13 protein-coding genes and 1 pseudogene are annotated in these 16,667 nt (G+C 72.7%); 6 read left to right on the forward strand and 8 right to left on the reverse strand.

Annotated features, from left to right (window positions below; translation table 11 throughout):
- Positions 1-324 (forward strand): annotated as a pseudogene (locus ACTHLI_RS15405) (3-hydroxyacyl-CoA dehydrogenase NAD-binding domain-containing protein); the annotation flags it as partial.
- Here ACTHLI_RS15405 and ACTHLI_RS15410 read toward each other — a convergent pair.
- Positions 210-827: a GIY-YIG nuclease family protein gene (locus ACTHLI_RS15410; protein ID WP_440185546.1), complete on the reverse strand. Its 618-nt coding sequence runs from the start codon at positions 825-827 to the stop codon at positions 210-212. The pseudogene ACTHLI_RS15405 and the gene ACTHLI_RS15410 overlap by 115 nt on opposite strands.
- A 47-nt stretch (positions 828-874) precedes the next feature.
- Between ACTHLI_RS15410 and ACTHLI_RS15415 the strand changes: the two genes are divergently transcribed.
- Positions 875-1,396, forward strand: a complete 522-nt coding sequence (locus tag ACTHLI_RS15415) for a hypothetical protein (protein WP_440185548.1) — start codon at positions 875-877, stop codon at positions 1,394-1,396.
- Between the two features lie 28 nt (positions 1,397-1,424).
- On the opposite strand, the gene dxs is transcribed toward ACTHLI_RS15415, so the two are convergent.
- From dxs to dut, 5 genes are all read right to left on the reverse strand, one after another.
- Positions 1,425-3,347 carry a 1-deoxy-D-xylulose-5-phosphate synthase gene (gene dxs / locus ACTHLI_RS15420; protein WP_440185550.1) on the reverse strand — a complete coding sequence of 641 codons (1,923 nt, stop codon included), beginning with the start codon at positions 3,345-3,347 and terminating at the stop codon, positions 1,425-1,427.
- A 48-nt stretch (positions 3,348-3,395) separates the two neighbouring features.
- Positions 3,396-6,242: an aconitate hydratase AcnA gene (gene acnA / locus ACTHLI_RS15425; protein ID WP_440185552.1), complete on the reverse strand. Its 2,847-nt coding sequence runs from the start codon at positions 6,240-6,242 to the stop codon at positions 3,396-3,398.
- Between the two features lie 86 nt (positions 6,243-6,328).
- The gene (locus tag ACTHLI_RS15430) at positions 6,329-7,039 is read right to left on the reverse strand and encodes a DUF3159 domain-containing protein (protein ID WP_440185554.1); all 711 of its coding nucleotides are present in this window, start codon (positions 7,037-7,039) and stop codon (positions 6,329-6,331) included.
- Positions 7,036-7,671: a DUF3710 domain-containing protein gene (locus ACTHLI_RS15435; RefSeq protein WP_440185556.1), complete on the reverse strand. Its 636-nt coding sequence runs from the start codon at positions 7,669-7,671 to the stop codon at positions 7,036-7,038. Before ACTHLI_RS15435 ends, ACTHLI_RS15430 begins: the two co-directional genes overlap by 4 nt.
- A complete protein-coding gene (dut, locus tag ACTHLI_RS15440; RefSeq protein WP_440185569.1) occupies positions 7,668-8,168 on the reverse strand; it encodes a dUTP diphosphatase in 501 nt (166 codons plus the stop codon). The genes ACTHLI_RS15435 and dut overlap by 4 nt, the downstream gene beginning before the upstream one ends.
- A gap of 52 nt (positions 8,169-8,220) precedes the next feature.
- Here dut and ACTHLI_RS15445 point away from each other — a divergent pair, with 52 nt between their 5' ends.
- A complete protein-coding gene (locus tag ACTHLI_RS15445) occupies positions 8,221-8,670 on the forward strand; it encodes a DUF3093 domain-containing protein (RefSeq protein ID WP_440185558.1) in 450 nt (149 codons plus the stop codon).
- A 60-nt stretch (positions 8,671-8,730) separates the two neighbouring features.
- On the opposite strand, the gene ACTHLI_RS15450 is transcribed toward ACTHLI_RS15445, so the two are convergent.
- The gene (locus tag ACTHLI_RS15450; RefSeq protein WP_119482387.1) at positions 8,731-9,024 is read right to left on the reverse strand and encodes a DUF4193 domain-containing protein; all 294 of its coding nucleotides are present in this window, start codon (positions 9,022-9,024) and stop codon (positions 8,731-8,733) included.
- A gap of 251 nt (positions 9,025-9,275) precedes the next feature.
- On the opposite strand from ACTHLI_RS15450, the gene sepH reads away from it, so the two are divergent.
- The gene (gene sepH / locus ACTHLI_RS15455) at positions 9,276-10,685 is read left to right on the forward strand and encodes a septation protein SepH (protein ID WP_440185561.1); all 1,410 of its coding nucleotides are present in this window, start codon (positions 9,276-9,278) and stop codon (positions 10,683-10,685) included.
- A gap of 23 nt (positions 10,686-10,708) precedes the next feature.
- On the opposite strand, the gene ACTHLI_RS15460 is transcribed toward sepH, so the two are convergent.
- Positions 10,709-11,812, reverse strand: a complete 1,104-nt coding sequence (locus tag ACTHLI_RS15460; protein WP_440185563.1) for an alkaline phosphatase family protein — start codon at positions 11,810-11,812, stop codon at positions 10,709-10,711.
- 125 nt (positions 11,813-11,937) lie between these two features.
- On the opposite strand from ACTHLI_RS15460, the gene ACTHLI_RS15465 reads away from it, so the two are divergent.
- The gene (locus ACTHLI_RS15465; protein WP_440185565.1) at positions 11,938-14,367 is read left to right on the forward strand and encodes a DNA gyrase/topoisomerase IV subunit A; all 2,430 of its coding nucleotides are present in this window, start codon (positions 11,938-11,940) and stop codon (positions 14,365-14,367) included.
- 215 nt (positions 14,368-14,582) lie between these two features.
- The gene (locus ACTHLI_RS15470; protein ID WP_440185567.1) at positions 14,583-16,508 is read left to right on the forward strand and encodes a S53 family peptidase; all 1,926 of its coding nucleotides are present in this window, start codon (positions 14,583-14,585) and stop codon (positions 16,506-16,508) included.
- Positions 16,509-16,667 lie beyond the last annotated feature (159 nt).

Consider the following 16,667-nt stretch of genomic DNA (forward strand, 5'->3'; position numbering starts at 1 on the left):
AAGGACGACAAGGGCGAAGTGAAGGGCTTCGACAAGCGGGCGCTCGCGCTCGTGAAGCGCTCGCTGCCGAAGGACGCGGCCCCGATGACGGCGGAGGCGTTCCGCCTCCGGGTGGAGGACGGGCTGGCGGACGAGATCCACCGGATGCTCGAGGACGGCGTGGTGGCTTCACCTGCGGACATCGACCTGTGCCTGATCCTCGGCGCCGGCTACCCCTTCCACGCGGGGGGCATCACGCCGTACCTGGACCGTGTCGGCGCGTCGGAACGCGTCTTCGGCGGCACGTTCCACACCCCGCGCATCGCCGGCCCGGCCAACCGCTGAGGTCGGGGAGGGGGCCGCGAGCCGGCCCCCTCCCACCTCGCCCGGCCCTTCCCGGTGGTCGAGGTGCGAGCGCAGCGAGCCTCGAGACCACCCCTCACCCCTCGGAGCCCACCTCCGGCCGCGGCTTCCCGCCCCGTCTCCTGCTCAGCCCCGGAAGAGCGGCGAACTCGAATCAGTGCCTCCCGCTTCGCCCGGCCCCATCCCTGCAGCCGCTTCTCCCACTGGAAGGCCTCCTCGATCCGCTCGAACTCCGCGGCGTACACGAGCGTGACCGGCCGTCGCCGCTTCGTGTACTCCGCACCGCGGCCGAGCTGGTGCTGCTCGACGCGGTGTTCAAGGTCCCAGGTGCTGCCGACGGAGTACGAGCCGTCGGAGCAGCGGAGCATGGAGGTCCAGGGCATGCGCGCACCGTATGGAGGATCGGGCGCGCTCGCGACCCCGACCTTCCCGCACGGCCCGTGTTCCGTCCCTCCACAACCCGGAACCGCGGAGCGCTCCCTCATGGCTGTCGGCGCTCCCCCATGCTGTCCGCGACGAGAGGAGTCGCAGCATGGGCGACAGGAGCAACATCGTGATCGAGAGCCGCGGTGAGCGGGTCTACCTCTACGGGCATTGGATGGGCGCGAAGTCGATCGGTCACGCGTGCCGCGGGCTCCACTCGGACCGCGCCGCCGACGGCCCCTACCTCGCGCGGATCGTGTTCTGCTCGATGGTGGGCCGGAACACGGAGGGCGAGACCGGATTCGGCATCTCGGCCACGCTGCACGACAACCAGAACCCCGTGATCGTGATCCGAGCCGAGGAGGCGCCGCAGGTCTGGCTCGAGGACCGGGACGGCACCGTCGTGAGTCGCGTGTTCTCGCGCGAGGAGTTCCTCGAGCGCGCCGATCGATCCTCCTGGGACGAATGCGATCCGTTCGACCCCGGATGCGATCACGACGCGCACGGGTGGCCGTTCGAACCGTTCCTCGAAGATGCGCCGAATCCGCAGCTCGCCGACTGGGTCAGGGACACCAAGTGGCCGCAGCTGCCGACCTCCTACCGGGAGGAGCTCGGGATCGAGGCCGACTGACGCGGGGTGGTCTCGAGGCTCGCTCTGGTCAGCGGGAGGTGCGGGTGCGGGCCGGCTTCGCGACCGGCTGCTTCGTCCCGGCGAGCTGACCGACGATGTCGGCGGCGATGCGGTCGGCCGTGAGGCCGCTCTCGGCGAGGATCTCGCCGCGCTCGGCGTGCGGGAGGAACGCGTCGGGCAGGCCGACCTCGTTCAGGGCCGTGTCCACCCCGGCCGCCCGCATGTCCTGCCGGAGACGCGTGCCCACCCCTCCGACGCGGACGCCGTCCTCGATCGTCACGACGAGCCGGTGCTTGGCCGCGAGGTCGATGAGGCTCGGCGCGATCGGGACCGCCCACCGCGGGTCCACCACGGTGACGTCGATCCCCTCCTCGGCGAGCAGGCGCGCGACCTCGAGCCCCTGCGCGGCCATCACCCCGATCGCGACGACGAGCACGTCGGCACCGCTACCACGGGTGAGCACGTCCACCCCGTCGTCGAGTCGCTCGAGCGCGGGGATGTCGGCGGGCACCGTCCCCTTGGGCAGGCGCAGCACGGTCGGTGCGTCCTCGACGGCGACGGCTTCGGCGAGCTCCTCCGCGAGTGTCGCTCCGTCGCGCGGGGACGCGATCCGCATGCCGGGCACGATCTGCAGCATCGCGAGATCCCACATCCCGTGGTGGCTCGGGCCGTCCGGCCCCGTGATACCGGCCCGGTGGAGCACGAACGTGACCCCGGCCCGGTGCAGGGCCACGTCCATCAGCACCTGGTCCAGCGCGCGGCCGAGGAAGGTCGCGTACACCGCGAAGACGGGGTGCAGGCCGCCGAACGCCAGGCCGGCCGCGGAGGTCACGGCGTGCTGCTCGGCGATCCCGACGTCGATCACCCGCTTCGGGAACCGTTCCGCGAGCGGGCCGAGCCCGACGGGCCGGAGCATCGCGGCGGTGACGCCGATGATGCGCGGGTCCCGCTCCGCCAGCGTCACGAGGTCGGCACCGAACGCGTCGGCCCAGTCCCTGGCCGGCATCGCCGGCGCGAGCGGTGCGCCCGTCTCCGGATCGATCACGCCGACGGCGTGGAACCGGTCGGCCTCGTCCGCGCGGGCCGGCGCGTAGCCGCGGCCCTTCTGCGTGATGACGTGGACCAGCACGGGCAGCTCGTAGTGCTTCGCCTGCCGCAGCGCGTTCTCGACGGCGGCCTCGTCATGCCCGTCGACCGGACCGAGGTACTTGATGTCGAGGTTGGAGTACATCCGCTCGTTGTTGACGAACCGCGCGAGGAAGCCGTGCATCGCCCCCCGGGTGCCGCGGTAGAAGGCGCGCCCGGGCGCGCCGAAGCGGTCGAAGAGCCGCTGCGAGCCGCGCTGCATGTCCCGATAGGTCCTGCGCGTCCGCACCTCGTTGAGGTACCGCGCCAGGCCACCGATCGTCGGGGCGTAGGACCGCCCGTTGTCGTTCACGACGATGACCAGGCGGCGGTTGTTGTCGTCGCTGATGTTGTTCAGCGCCTCCCAGGTCATCCCGCCGGTCAGCGCGCCGTCGCCCACGACCGCGACGACGTGGCGGTCCGTCTCCCCCGAGACCTGGAACGCCCGGGAGATGCCGTCCGCCCAGGACAGGGAGCTGGAGGCGTGCGAGCTCTCGACGATGTCGTGGACGCTCTCGGCGCGGCTCGGGTACCCGGCGAGACCGCCCGACTTGCGCAGGCGGGAGAAGTCCTGACGCCCGGTCAGCAGCTTGTGCACGTAGGTCTGGTGACCCGTGTCCCAGACGATCGCGTCCTTCGGCGAGTCGAAGACCCGGTGCAGGGCGATGGTCAGCTCGACGACCCCGAGGTTCGGACCGAGATGACCGCCGGTCCGCGAGACGTGCTCGATCAGGAAGGCACGGATCTCCTGCGCGAGCACGTCGAGCTGTCCCGGCGACAGCCGCCGGAGGTCCTTCGGGGTCCGGATCGTCTCGAGCAGGGTCATCCGTTCACCTTAAGGAAAGAAACGGGGAGGTCCGGAGCCCCTGACGGACTACGGACCTCCTCGCGGCGGGCGGCAGGCGACGAGCGTCCGCAGGACGTACTGGAGGATCCCGCCGTTGCGGTAGTACTCCGCCTCGCCCGGCGTGTCGATGCGGACCACCGCGTCGAACTCGACCGGCTCCTTCGAATCGGCCGAGTGCGCGGTCGGGGTCGCGACCACGTGCACCGTCCTCGGCGTCGTCCCGTCGTTGAGCGCGGTGATGCCGGTCACGTCGAACGACTCGGTGCCGTCCAGCCCGAGCGAGTCGGCGGTCTCGCCGGCCGGGAACTGCAGCGGGAGCACGCCCATCCCGATGAGGTTGGAGCGGTGGATGCGCTCGAAGCTCTCCGCGATGACGACCTTCACCCCGAGCAGGTTCGTGCCCTTCGCCGCCCAGTCGCGGCGCGAGCCCGACCCGTACTCCTTCCCGGCGAGGATCACGAGCGGGGTGCCGGCTGCCTGGTACTTCTCGCTCGCGTCGTAGATGAACGCCTGCGGGCCGTCGGCCTCGGTGAAGTCGCGGGTGTAGCCGCCCTCGACGCCGTCGAGGAGCCGGTTCCGCAGCCGGATGTTCGCGAACGTGCCGCGGATCATCACCTCGTGGTTGCCGCGGCGCGAGCCGTAGGAGTTGAAGTCCTTCCGGTCCACGCCGTGCTCGGTGAGGTACCGGCCGGCGGGGCTGTCCGCCTTGATCGACCCCGCGGGGCTGATGTGGTCGGTCGTGACGGAGTCGCCGAGCTTCGCGAGCACGCGCGCGCCGGTCACGTCGACGACGGGGGTCGTCTCGAGCCGCATGCCGTCGAAGTACGGGGGCTTCCGCACGTAGGTGGACGCCTCGTTCCACTCGAACGTGGCGCCGGTCGGGGTGGGCAGCGTGCGCCAGCGCTCGTCGCCGTCGAACACGCTCGCGTACTCGTGCTCGAACATGTCGGTCGAGATCGAGGAGTCGATCGTCGCCTGCACCTCGGCCGCGTCGGGCCAGATGTCCTGCAGGAACACGTCCTGCCCGTCCTTGTCCTTCCCGAGCGCCTCCTTCTCGAAGTCGAAGTTCATCGAGCCGGCGAGCGCGTACGCGATCACGAGGGGCGGCGACGCGAGGTAGTTCATCTTCACGTCGGGGTTGATGCGGCCCTCGAAGTTGCGGTTGCCGGAGAGCACCGCGGTCACCGCGAGGTCGTTCTGCTGCACTGCCTCGGAGATCTCCTCCTCGAGCGGCCCGGAGTTGCCGATGCAGGTCGTGCAGCCGTAGCCGACGAGGTAGAAGCCGAGATCCTCGAGCGGCCCCATCAGGCCCGCCTTCTCGTAGTAGTCGGTCACGACCTTCGACCCCGGCGCGAGCGTGGTCTTCACCCACGGCTTCGCCTTCAGGCCCTTCTCGCTGGCCTTCTTCGCGAGCAGACCCGCGGCGAGCATCACCGACGGGTTGGAGGTGTTGGTGCAGGAGGTGATCGCGGCGATCGCGACCGCGCCGTGGTCGATCGTGAACTCGCCGGCCGCGGTGCGCACCGGCGTCGGCTTGGACACGGACGGCGCGTGGGCGACGTGCTCGCTCGCGTGCCGGTGCACGTGCGCGGAGTCCTCGTCCTGCGCGGTGAACCCGATCGGGTCGGACGCGGGGAACGTGCCCTCCACCGCCACGTCGACGAGGGACAGGTCGTCGGCGTCCGCGTAGTCCTCGAGGTCGGTCTCGAACTGCGCCTTCGCCTTCGAGAGCTCGATGCGGTCCTGCGGCCGGCGCGGGCCCGCGATCGACGGGACGACGGTCGAGAGGTCGAGCTCCATGTACTCGGAGTACGAGGGCTCGCGGTCCGGGTCGTGCCAGAGCGACTGGCGCTTCGCGTACGCCTCGACGAGCGCCACCTGTTCCGCCGAGCGGCCGGTGAGCCGGAGGTAGTCGAGCGTCACGTCGTCGATCGGGAACATCGCGGCCGTCGAGCCGAACTCGGGGCTCATGTTGCCGATCGTCGCGCGGTTCGCGAGCGGCACCTCGCCGACGCCCGCGCCGTAGAACTCGACGAACTTGCCGACCACGCCGTGCTTGCGGAGCATCTGCGTGATCGTGAGGACCACGTCGGTCGCGGTCACGCCGGTCGGGATCGCGCCGGTGAGCTTGAAGCCGACGACCTTCGGGATGAGCATCGACACCGGCTGGCCGAGCATCGCCGCCTCGGCCTCGATGCCGCCGACGCCCCAGCCGAGCACGCCGAGGCCGTTCACCATCGTGGTGTGCGAGTCGGTGCCGACGAGCGTGTCGGGGTACGCCTGCTCCACCCCGTCGACGACACGGGTGTACGTGACCCGCGCGAGGTGCTCGATGTTGACCTGGTGCACGATGCCCGTGCCGGGCGGCACGACCTTGAAATCGTCGAACGCGGTCTGGCCCCAGCGGAGGAACTGGTAGCGCTCGCCGTTGCGCTCGTACTCGATCTCGACGTTGCGCTCGAACGCGTTCTCCGTGCCGAACAGGTCGGCGATGACGGAGTGGTCGATCACGAGCTCGGCGGGGGCGAGGGGGTTGACCCGCTCCGGGTCGCCGCCGAGGTCGGCGACGGCCTCGCGCATCGTCGCGAGGTCGACGATGCAGGGCACGCCGGTGAAGTCCTGCATGACGACGCGGGCCGGGGTGAACTGGATCTCGGTGTCCGGCTCCGCCTGCGGGACCCACGAGCCGAGCGCGCGGATCTGGTCGGCGGTGACGTTCGCGCCGTCCTCGGTGCGGAGGAGGTTCTCGAGCAGGACCTTGAGGCTGAAGGGCAGCTTGTCGTACCCGTCGACCCGGTCGATCGCGAAGATCTGGAACGTCCGCTCCCCGACCGTCAGATCCGTCCGTGCTCCGAAACTGTTCACCGCTGCCATCTCGCTCCTCACGCCGTCGGGGCCGCGACGATCGGCCGCGACGCCCCGAAGCACAGTACCGCGCGGCGGTGGGACGCTCAGGACGTTCAGGGGCGGGGAGACCTTCTGATCGCCTGCACCGCGAGCACGGTGATCACGAGCACGACGGAGTACAGGGGCAGGCCGAGGACGATGCGCGCGATCCCGAGCGCGACGGTGTCGGCCGCGCGCCCGCTGGCCTGGGCGGCGAAGTAGATCGGCAGCTCGACGGCGAGCCGCACGCCGAACAGCAGCGCCCAGAGCAGCGTCAGCCAGATCGCGAAGCGGCGACGGCGGGGGTCGCTCCCCCAGCCGGTGTCGGAGGTCAGGAGACCGGTGACGACGCCGACGAGGGGCCGGCGCACGAGTGCCGACACGAGGAACGCGAGACCGTAGCCCGCGTTGATGAAGAACCCGGGCACGTAGTTCTCGTTGGCGTCACCGGTGACGAGGACGAGCACCGCCGAGACCCCGACGAGCACCGCTCCGCTGACGGCCGATCCGATCCGCTGCCGTCGGACGAGCCGGTACAGCAGGAGCAGGGCGGAGAGCACCAGCGGCGCCGCGACGATCGGGAGCAGCGCCGCCCGGTCGACCTGGTGCGGCACGCTGCGGATCGCGGCGATCTGGTAGAGCACGACGAAGACGAGCGGCGGCAGCACGGCCTCCGCCACGCCGAGCGGTCCCCCGATCGCGTCCAGGACCCCGTGCGGCGTCAGCGGCCGCTGGTCCCCCGCCCGAGCGAGGCCGGGCCGCGGCTCCTCCTGGCCGTCGGTCACGCGCCGAGCCGTGGCCGCTGAGGCGCCCCCGCGTCCTGCTCGGCCCCCTGCGGCATGTGCAGCGGGATGAGGTCCCGCGGCGGCATCGGCGCCGTGCCGCGCACGACCACGACGCTGCGGAACAGCTCCTCCATCGCCGCGCCGACCTGCGGGTCCAGGGCGCCGTCGCCGGAGATGACCCCCCGGAGGAACCAGCGCGGGCCGTCGACACCGATGAAGCGCGCGATGCGGTTCACCGGCGGCTGGCCAGGCGCCGACTGCGCGGGGATCTGCGCGAGCAGCTCGGGACCGAACGCGCCGTCGACGACCCGGGTCGTGCCGCCCTGCGCGAGGATCTGCTGCTCGATCTGCTCGCGGATCTCGTGCCAGAGGCCGCTCGAGCGCGGCGCGGCGAACGGCTGCACCTGGAGGCTCGAGTTCGCGAAGTCGAGCCCGACCGCGACGACGCGGCCCGTGCCCTCCTCCACCTCCAGCCGGAGCCCCAGCCCCTCGCGCGGCGGGATCTTCACCCCGCCCAGGTCGACGTAGGGCCGGACGGCGTTCGCCTCCTGGACGTCGAGGGGGCCCGCCGTCGCCCGGTCGACCGGTGCCGACTTCGGCCTCGCCTCGGGCTCGATGTCCTCGTCGGTCACGTCGATCCCCTTCCCTGCGATCGGCGCCCCGCCGACCGCGTCATGTCCTCGTCCGACGGGGCCTGCCCCTCGGCCGCCCCGCCGGTGCCCGTCGAACCGAATCCCCGCTCCGCTCGGTGGCTCCCCGGGAGGCGGGCGACCGGCACGAAGGTCACCTCCGGCAACGACAGCACGAGCAGCTGGGCGATCCGGTCGCCGACCGCGACATCGTACGAGGCCGTCGGGTCGGTGTTGAGGAGGGTCACCCGGATCTCGCCGCGATAGCCCGCATCGATGAGCCCGGGCGCGTTCACGATGGTGATGCCGTGCTTCGCGGCGAGACCGCTCCGCGGCAGGACGAGCGCGGCGGTCCCTGCGGGCAGCGCGATCCGGACACCGGTACCGATCGTCGCCCTCGCCTGCGGCGCCAGCGAGACCGCCTCCGCGGCCCGGAGGTCCGCGGCGGCGTCGCCCGGGACGGCCCGCTCGGGCACGGGCCCGTCGACGAGCACCTCGATCACGGGCCCACACGCTACCGCCGGCCGCTCCGGCGAGTGGTGGAATGGCCTCGTGCAGCGATTCCGAGAACGGCTCATCCCCGGCGTGGGACCGATGGTCGCCGCGCTGCTGCTGCTGCCCGCGGTGTACATCATCTTCCTGCCGATCTCGCCGGCGATCGGCGCCGTGGGCTCGGTGCTCCTCACGGCCCTCGTCGAGGTGCTGCTCGTCGTCACCGCACCGGTCGTCGCGGTGACCGACGGGGTGCTGGTCGCCGGGCGGGCCAGGATCCCCGTCGCGCTGACGGGCGCGACGGCGGACTTCCGCCGCGAGGACGCCGTGCAGGCGCGCGGCCCGGGCCTGGACGCGCGGGCGTTCACGCTGTTCCGCGGCTGGGTCGACCCGGTGGTCCGCATCGAGGTGACGGATCCCGACGATCCGGTGCCCTACGGGCTGGTGTCCACGCGCCGGCCCGAGGAGCTGCGCGCGGCGCTCGCCGCCGAGCGCGCGACCGCCGCCTGAGGACGACGAAGGGCCCGCCGGCCGAAGCCGGCGGACCCTGACGTCACGAGGAGGCCGGGATCAGGCCTCGCACTCCCGGCAGATCGGCCCGAGCTTGGTCTCGTGGTCGAGCTGCGAGCGGTGCTTCACCAGGAAGCAGCTGACGCAGGTGAACTCGTCGGCCTGCGGCGGCAGGACGACCACGTCGAGGTCGAGGTCCGAGAGGTCGGCACCTGGCAGCTCGAAGCCGCCGGGGTTGTCCGCGTCCTCGACGTCCACGACGCCGGACATCTTGTCCGGAACACGCTCCTTCAGCGCTTCGATCGAGTCGGAGTCGTCATCCGTCTTGCGGGGGGCGTCGTAGTCGGTCGCCATTCGAAAATCCGTGCCTCTCTGAAGCGTCGCGCTTGCTCCTCGCCGGGGGTCTCGGGCGGAAAGCGGCGACAGTATGCACGAGGCGGCATGCGGATGCAAACGCCTCGCCGCGGCCGCCCACCCGGGGGTCGCAGGCCCATCAACATCGGGGACGCGCGCGGTATTTCCGAGGCGGGCGCCCCATGCCGTGCCATCCTCGTCCGCACCCGGGTCGACACCCGGGGACATCCGAGGCAGAAGTGGGTTCCGCGATGCAGACGCTCAGCGTGCTGTCGGTCGAGGACGGGGCGATCATCGTCGCCTCGCCGGCCGGTGAGCGCTTCCGGCTGCCCGTCGACGCGGCCCTCAGGGCCCGCCTCACCGCACCCGTGTCGCAGGGCGACGAGAAGCGCCTGTCCCCGCGCGAGATCCAGGCCCACATCCGGTCGGGCCTGACCGCCGAGCAGGTGGCCGCCATGACCGGGGTGCCGGTCGCGTTCATCGAGCGGTTCGTCGGCCCCGTCCTCGCGGAGCGCGCCTACATCGTGGAATCCGCGCTCGCCGTCCGGCTCCCTCCGGAGACCGAGGGCGCCCGCGCCCGCACGTTCGCCGCCGTCATGGGTGAGCGGCTGGACGCGCTCGCGGCGAAGGACGTGCACTGGTCCAGCGCCAAGGAGCCGTCGGGCTGGATCCTCGCGGTCTCGTTCGTCGCCGACGACGTCGCCCACTCGGCGCGCTGGCGGTTCGACGCCAAGCACATGCGCCTCGACCCGGACAACGTGGAGGCCTCGACCCTGTCCCAGCAGGGCGTGCCCGCGGCGCTGACGCCTCGGCTGCGCGCGATCGAGCCGACCGCTCCCGTCACGATCGTGGCGCCCGCCGCCACGGAGACCTCCCCGATCCCCATGCCGCCCCAGGTCGCGCGGCCGCCGCACGGCGCCCGCGTCGCCCCGGAGCCCGCGGCGGAGCAGGACCGCACGCGCTTCGACAGCGCCGTGTTCCGCTTCCCGCCGATGGAGCAGGAGCCGGCGGCGAAGGGCGACCGCGGGCAGCACACCGCCACCGGCGCGACCGCGCAGGCCGCGCCGACCGCGCCGCAGCGCGCCGGATCCGGCACCGAACGGTCCGGAGGCGACCAGTCCGGCCGCGACCAGTCCGGACGCGACGGGCGCCGGCCCGCGCCCGAGGTCACCACCGACACCGCGGCGCTGCCCGTCACCCGGGCGATGGACGTCGTGGAGCGCGGTGAGGTGTTCGCGCCGCGACCGAGCGCCGACCGGCGACCCGCACCGACCGCGCAGCCCACCCGGCGGGAGCCGGCGCCCATCCACCGCCTGCCCGTGCGCGCTCCCGACCCGGAGCCGACGACGCCGGTGCCGCCCGCGTTCACGCGCGTGCCGACGCCCCAGCCGACCCGTCCGCTGCCCGGTGCGCCGGCATCCGGACGACCCCAGGCCCCCGCGCCGCGCTCCATCCAGGAGCGTCAGGCCGAGCCGGGTCGGCGACGGCGCGATCGCGGACGCGGCGGCTTCACGCAGCTCGAGCCCGTGGCGGCGCACGAGGACGTCGCGGACGACCAGGACGTGACGGCGGACACCCCCGTGCCCGTGACCCGTCCCCGGCGCGGTCGCACGTCGATGCCGAGCTGGGACGAGATCGTCTTCGGGCGCGACGAGCCCTGAGCTCGGAGCCGGCGCGCGAGGCGTCAGCCGTCGAAGCGCACGAGCGGCACGAACCGCTCCGCGGCGGTCCATGCGCCGTGCTGCCCGACCATGCCCCGCGACGGCACGTCCTCGGTCGGGTAGAACGCCGCCCGGCCCCGGGACGCGACGAGCAGATCGCCGATCCGCGGCGCCACGGCGGCCGCGACCTCCGCGCCGAACCACCCCGCCGCGACGGCCTCCTCCCGGGTGAGCACGTCGGCGGACGTGCCGAGGGCCTCCCGCCAGCGGTCGGCACCCCCGACGGCCTGCGGGGCGAGGTGGACGTGGAGCAGGCGGGGTTCGCCCGCGAGCAGCCGCACGTCGCCGAGCAGCCCCCGCTCGTCGAGCAGCACGTGCGCGGAACGGGGCACGTCGACCATCCCGTGGTCCGCGGTGACGAGCAGCCGCTCCCCGCCCCGGAGGTCGCGGGCGGCGTCCCGCACCGCGCCGTCGACGCGCTCGAGCAGCGTCGTCCACTCCGCCGACGCCCAGCCGTCCCGATGCGCCACGACGTCGAGCTCCGGCACGTAGCAGTACGCGATCCCGCGCCCGGCCGCGCGGAGGGCGCCGAACGCGGCATCGAGCCGGTCCTCGATCGCCTTCGCGCCGATGTACGTCGCCCCGCGCAGGACCTCCCGCGTGAACCCGGAGGTCGCGTAGTGGCGGGGCCCGACCGCGAGCGCCGCGATCCCGTCCTCGACGGCCCGCTCGAAGACCGTGCGTGCGCGCTGCCACCCCGCCGGCAGCCCGCTCGCCCCGGAGGCGTCCCGGTCGAAGCCGCGCAGCTGGTTCACGACGCGGTCCGACCCCGGTTCCAGGGCGGCGTACCCGACGATCCCGTGCGTGCCGGGGTCGACGCCGGTCGCGAGCGTGGTCAGCGCTGCGGCGGTCGTGGTCGGGACGCCCGTGGCGATCCGCCGCGCGCCGGCGCCCATGAGCGTCCTGGCGTGCCCGGCCCGCGCATGCAGCGCCTCCCACCCGAGGCCGTCGACGACCAGCACGACGACCCGGCGACGCGACGGGTCGGCACGACCCTGCACCGCGAGGAGCGATCCGCTCAGCACGTCGCGGAGCACGGTCGCGCCGCTCGCTACGATGGGGGCCACGATCAGGCAGTGTGCCATTCCGGCCGCTGCGCGCCGTCCGTGCGGGGGCGGCGGTCGGCCTCGCGTCCGCGGCGCACTCGCGCGTCGCCGAACCCGGGACGCACCCGCGCGGAGGGACGTTTCGCATGAGCACGACCGAGCCGAATCTCGCCGGCGAGAAGATCGAGGACGTCGACGTCTCGAGCGAGATGCAGGGGTCGTTCCTCGAGTACGCGTACTCGGTGATCTACTCGCGGGCGCTCCCCGACGCCCGTGACGGCCTGAAGCCCGTGCAGCGCCGGATCCTGTACCAGATGGCCGACATGGGCCTCCGCCCCGACCGCGGTCACGTCAAGTGCGCCCGCGTCGTCGGCGACGTGATGGGCAAGCTCCACCCGCACGGCGACTCCGCCATCTACGACGCGCTCGTGCGGATGGCGCAGCCGTTCGCGATGCGCCTCCCGCTGCTCGACGGGCACGGCAACTTCGGCTCGCTGGACGACGGGCCGGCGGCCTACCGGTACACGGAGGTGCGGCTCGCCCCCGCCGCGATGGCGATGGTCGCGGACCTCGACGAGGACGTCGTCGACTTCGTGCCGAACTTCGATGCGCAGCTGGATCAGCCGGACGTGCTGCCCGCCAGCTTCCCCAACCTGCTCGTCAACGGCGCCTCCGGCATCGCCGTGGGCATGGCGACGAACATGGCGCCGCACAACCTCGTCGAGGTCGTGGCGGGCGTCCGGCATCTCATCGCCCACCCCGACGCGACGCTCGACGACCTCATGCGGTTCATCCCGGGGCCCGACCTGCCGACGGGCGGCACCATCGTCGGGCTCGCCGGGGTGCGCGACGCCTACGCCACCGGTCGCGGCGCGTTCAAGACCCGCGCCAAGGTCCAGGTCGAGCCAGTCACCGCCAGGAAGTCGGGCCTCGTCGTCACCGAGCTGCCGTACCTGGTCGGCCCGGAACGGGTCATCGAGAAGATCAAGGACGGCGTGCAGGCGAAGAAGCTCGCCGGCATCGCGAACGTCAGCGACCTCTCCGACCAGCACAACCAGCTGCGCCTCGTGATCGAGATCAAGACCGGGTTCGACCCGATGGCGGTGCTCGAGCAGCTCTACCGGTACACGCCGCTCGAGGAGTCGTTCAGCATCAACAACGTCGCGCTCGTCGACGGCGGCCCCCGGACGCTCGGCCTGCTCGACCTGCTGCGGGTCTACATCGACCACCGCATCGACGTGGTGACCCGTCGCACGCGGTACCGGCTGGCCCGCAGGGAGGAGCGGCTGCACCTCGTCGAGGGGCTGCTCATCGCGATCCTCGACATCGACCGCGTCATCGCGATCATCCGGGGCAGCGACGACACGGAGCAGGCGCGCTCGGGCCTCATGACGGCCTTCGGCCTGAGCACCGCGCAGGCGGACTACATCCTCGAGCTGCGGCTGCGCCGGCTCACCCGGTTCTCGACCATCGAGCTGGAGACCGAGGCGCAGCAGCTGCGGGACGAGATCGACGCCCTCCGCGCGCTGCTCGCCGAGCCCGCACGTCTGCGTCAGGTCGTGTCCGACGAGCTCGGGCAGGCGGCGGAGCTGTTCGGTACCCCGCGCCGCACGCTGCTCACGGAGGCGGCGGCCGCGGCCGCTCCGAAGTCGACGAAGGCGCCCGATCTGCAGATCCAGGACGTGCCGTGCCGCGTCCTGCTCTCGACGAGCGGTCGTGCCGTACGGGTCGATCTGCCGGAGGGCGGCGTCGTCGAGCGACCGCGACGCCGGTCCAGGCACGACGCGATCCTGTCCGAGGTCGACGGGACCAGCCGCGGCGAGCTCGGGGCGGTGACCTCCCTCGGTCGCCTGATCCGCTTCACGCCGGTGGACCTGCCGGTCGTGCCCGCCGCTTCGGCGCAGCCCGCGGCCGGCACCCCGATCAGCGCGTACCTCGGCCTCGACGGCAAGGAGCGGGTGCTCGCGCTCGTGCGGCTGGACGGCGAGCCGATCGCGCTCGGCACCGCGACGGGGGTCGTGAAGCGCGTCGCCATGGGCCCGTGGCCGAACAAGCCGGCGTTCGAGATCATCGCCATGAAGCCGGGCGACGAGGTCGTCGGGGCGGCGCACGCGCCCGACGACGCGAGCCTGGTCTTCGTGGCGTCCGACGCGCAGCTGCTGCGGTTCCCGGCGGGTGCCGTGCGGCCGCAGGGCGCCGGCGCCGGCGGCATGGCGGGCATCTCGCTCGGCAGCGGCGCGCGGGTCATCGCCTTCTCCGTGGCCGATGCGGTGACGGCGGTGGTCGCGACGGTCTCCGGCACCGACGGCACGATCGAGGGGCTCGAGGCGGGCAGGGGCAAGGTCACGGCCCTGATCGACTTCCCCGCGAAGGGCCGGGCGACCGCCGGGGTCCGCGCGCAGACCCTGGGTCGCGGCGAGACCGGGCTGCGGCTCGCGTGGGTCGGCCCCGCCCCGGTGCTGGCCGCCGGCGGTGACGGCGTGGCCCGCCCGTTCCCGGACGACGCGGTGCGGCGCGACGCCCCCGGACTGCCGCTGGAGAGCCGCGTGGAGGCGTTCGGCACCGCGCCGCGCTGATCCCGCGAACCGGTCCGGTTCGAAGGGGATCCTGCGCCGCGGCGACGTGCAGGATCCCCTTCGAATCGCACTCGAGGGCGCCCGGCGGCGACACGCCGTTGTGTGAATTCCACGTTTCGGGAACCTGGGATTCCGCCTGCTGAACCTGGCCGCACCATAAGTTCGGCAGCAGGCGCAGTCGCGCCACCACCCACTCGCTCACTCAGGGACGTGCCATGCCCGAACCCTCCTTCAGGCGCGCTCGCGCGCGCCGGATCCTCACCATCGGCCTCGGTCTCGCGACCGTCGCAGGCCTGTCGCTGACCGCCGTGTCGGCGCAGGCCGCGGAGCCCACGACGCCCGTCCCCCATTCCAAACCGGGGTGGCTCTCGAAGGCGACCCGCCTCGGCGACGCCGCCGGCAGCACGAAGGCGACCGCGAAGGTCTACCTCGCCCCGAAGGGCGGTCTCGACGCCCTCAAGGCGGCCGCGCTCGCGGTCTCGACGCCCGGCTCCCCCAGCTACGGCGAGGTGCTCACCCCCGCGCAGTACCGCGCTCGGTTCGCGCCGACCGCCGCGACTGTGCGGTCGGTGGAGGCGTACCTCGAGCACGCAGGGCTGACGGTGACCGGCGTGGAGGCCAGCAACCGCTACATCGCCGTCTCCGGCGACGTCGCGGCGGTGCAGAAGGCGTTCGCCGCCCCGATCGGCCGCTTCCGGCACGACGGGCGGACGGTGCAGGCGCCGACCGCCGCGCTGAAGCTGCCCCGATCCATCGCCGACCTCGTGTCCTCGGTGACGGGCCTCGACACCACCCCGCACCTCGCCAAGCCGGCGGCCGCGACGCCGACGCCGCCGGACGCCGGGTTCCGGAACGCCAGGCCGATGTCGACCGGGTACGGCTCGCTCGCCGCGAAGTACCAGGCGGACTTCAAGACGCCCCTGCCGAAGTTCCAGGGCAAGACGCTGCCGTACGCGGTGTCGGGCTACACCGGTCCGCTCCTCCGGGCCGCCTACGAGGGGAGCACCCGCCTCACGGGCGCCGGGGTGACCGTCGGGATCGTCGACGCCTACGCGTCGCCGTACATCGCGTCGGACGCCACCCACTACGCGACCTCGCACGGCGACGGCGGGTACCGGCGCGGCCAGCTGACGCAGGTCACGCCCCCCGCGTCGGCCTACCAGTACCTGAGCGAGTGCGACGCGGGCGGCTGGTACGGCGAGGAGACGCTCGACGTCGAGGCCGTGCACGCCATGGCGCCGTCGGCGGACATCCGCTACTACGGCGCCACGAGCTGCGACGATCCGGACCTGCTCGCCGCCCTCGCGAAGGTCGTCGACCAGGACAAGGTGAGCATCGTCTCCAACTCGTGGGGCTCGCTCGGCGAGACCGGCTCCGCCGACTCGGTCGCGGCCTACGAGCAGGTGTTCCTGCAGGGCGCGCTCGAGGGCATCTCGTTCCTGTACTCCTCAGGCGACTCCGGCGACGACCTCGCCGCGAGCGGGCTGAAGCAGGTGGACTACCCCGAGTCCGACCCGTACGTCACGAGCGTGGGTGGCACGTCGGACGCCATCGCGGCGGACGGCTCGCTCCTCGGCCGGACCGGCTGGGGCACCGTGAAGTACTCGCTGTCGAAGAACGGCAAGGCGTGGACGGCCGACGGGTTCACCTCGGGCGCCGGCGGCGGGTCCTCCTCGCTGTTCAACAAGCCCGCGTACCAGGACGGCACCGTCGGCGGGAGCGCCAGGCAGACGCCGGACGTGTCCGCGCTCGCCGACCCGACGACCGGCTTCCTCGTCGGGCAGACGCAGACCTTCTCGGACGGCGTCTACTACGACGAGTACCGGATCGGCGGCACGAGCCTCGCCTCCCCGCTGTTCGCAGGACTCACGGCACTCGCGTTCCAGAAGGCTGGCCACGGCGTCGGGCTGCTGAACCCGACGATCTACCGGGCGAAGCGCGCGTTCACGGACGTCACGGCGACGTTCCCGGACGCCGGCAACGTGCGGGCCGACTACGCGAACTCGGAGAACGCGAGCGACGGCATCCTCTACTCGGTGCGGCTCTTCGGCCAGGACAGCTCGCTGCCCGTCACCCCCGGCTACGACAACGTGACCGGGATCGGCACCCCGAACCCGAAGTGGTTCAACGCCGTCAAGTGAGTCGATGAGCACGAACGGCCCGGGCGGTGATCCGCCCGGGCCGTGCCGCGGGCGCACCGCCGCTACACGTCGATCCGGTGGCGGGTCAGGGGGGGCGTGGTGGGGGTGATGAAGTCCTTGCGGGGCGCGACGTCGTTCCCCATCAACAGCACGGAAGTC

Origin of the sequence: Amnibacterium sp., assembly GCF_051956055.1 — a bacterium.
GTDB lineage: Bacteria > Actinomycetota > Actinomycetes > Actinomycetales > Microbacteriaceae > Amnibacterium.

Coding starts and splice junctions, on each gene's coding strand:
- ACTHLI_RS15410 (WP_440185546.1), bottom strand. CDS start 827: ATGAGGGAGCGCTCCGCGGTTCCGGGTTGTGGAGGGACGGAACACGGG.
- ACTHLI_RS15470 (WP_440185567.1), top strand. CDS start 14,583: ATGCCCGAACCCTCCTTCAGGCGCGCTCGCGCGCGCCGGATCCTCACC.
- ACTHLI_RS15465 (WP_440185565.1), top strand. CDS start 11,938: ATGAGCACGACCGAGCCGAATCTCGCCGGCGAGAAGATCGAGGACGTC.
- acnA (WP_440185552.1), bottom strand. CDS start 6,242: ATGGCAGCGGTGAACAGTTTCGGAGCACGGACGGATCTGACGGTCGGG.
- dxs (WP_440185550.1), bottom strand. CDS start 3,347: ATGACCCTGCTCGAGACGATCCGGACCCCGAAGGACCTCCGGCGGCTG.
- ACTHLI_RS15415 (WP_440185548.1), top strand. CDS start 875: ATGGGCGACAGGAGCAACATCGTGATCGAGAGCCGCGGTGAGCGGGTC.
- sepH (WP_440185561.1), top strand. CDS start 9,276: ATGCAGACGCTCAGCGTGCTGTCGGTCGAGGACGGGGCGATCATCGTC.
- ACTHLI_RS15450 (WP_119482387.1), bottom strand. CDS start 9,024: ATGGCGACCGACTACGACGCCCCCCGCAAGACGGATGACGACTCCGAC.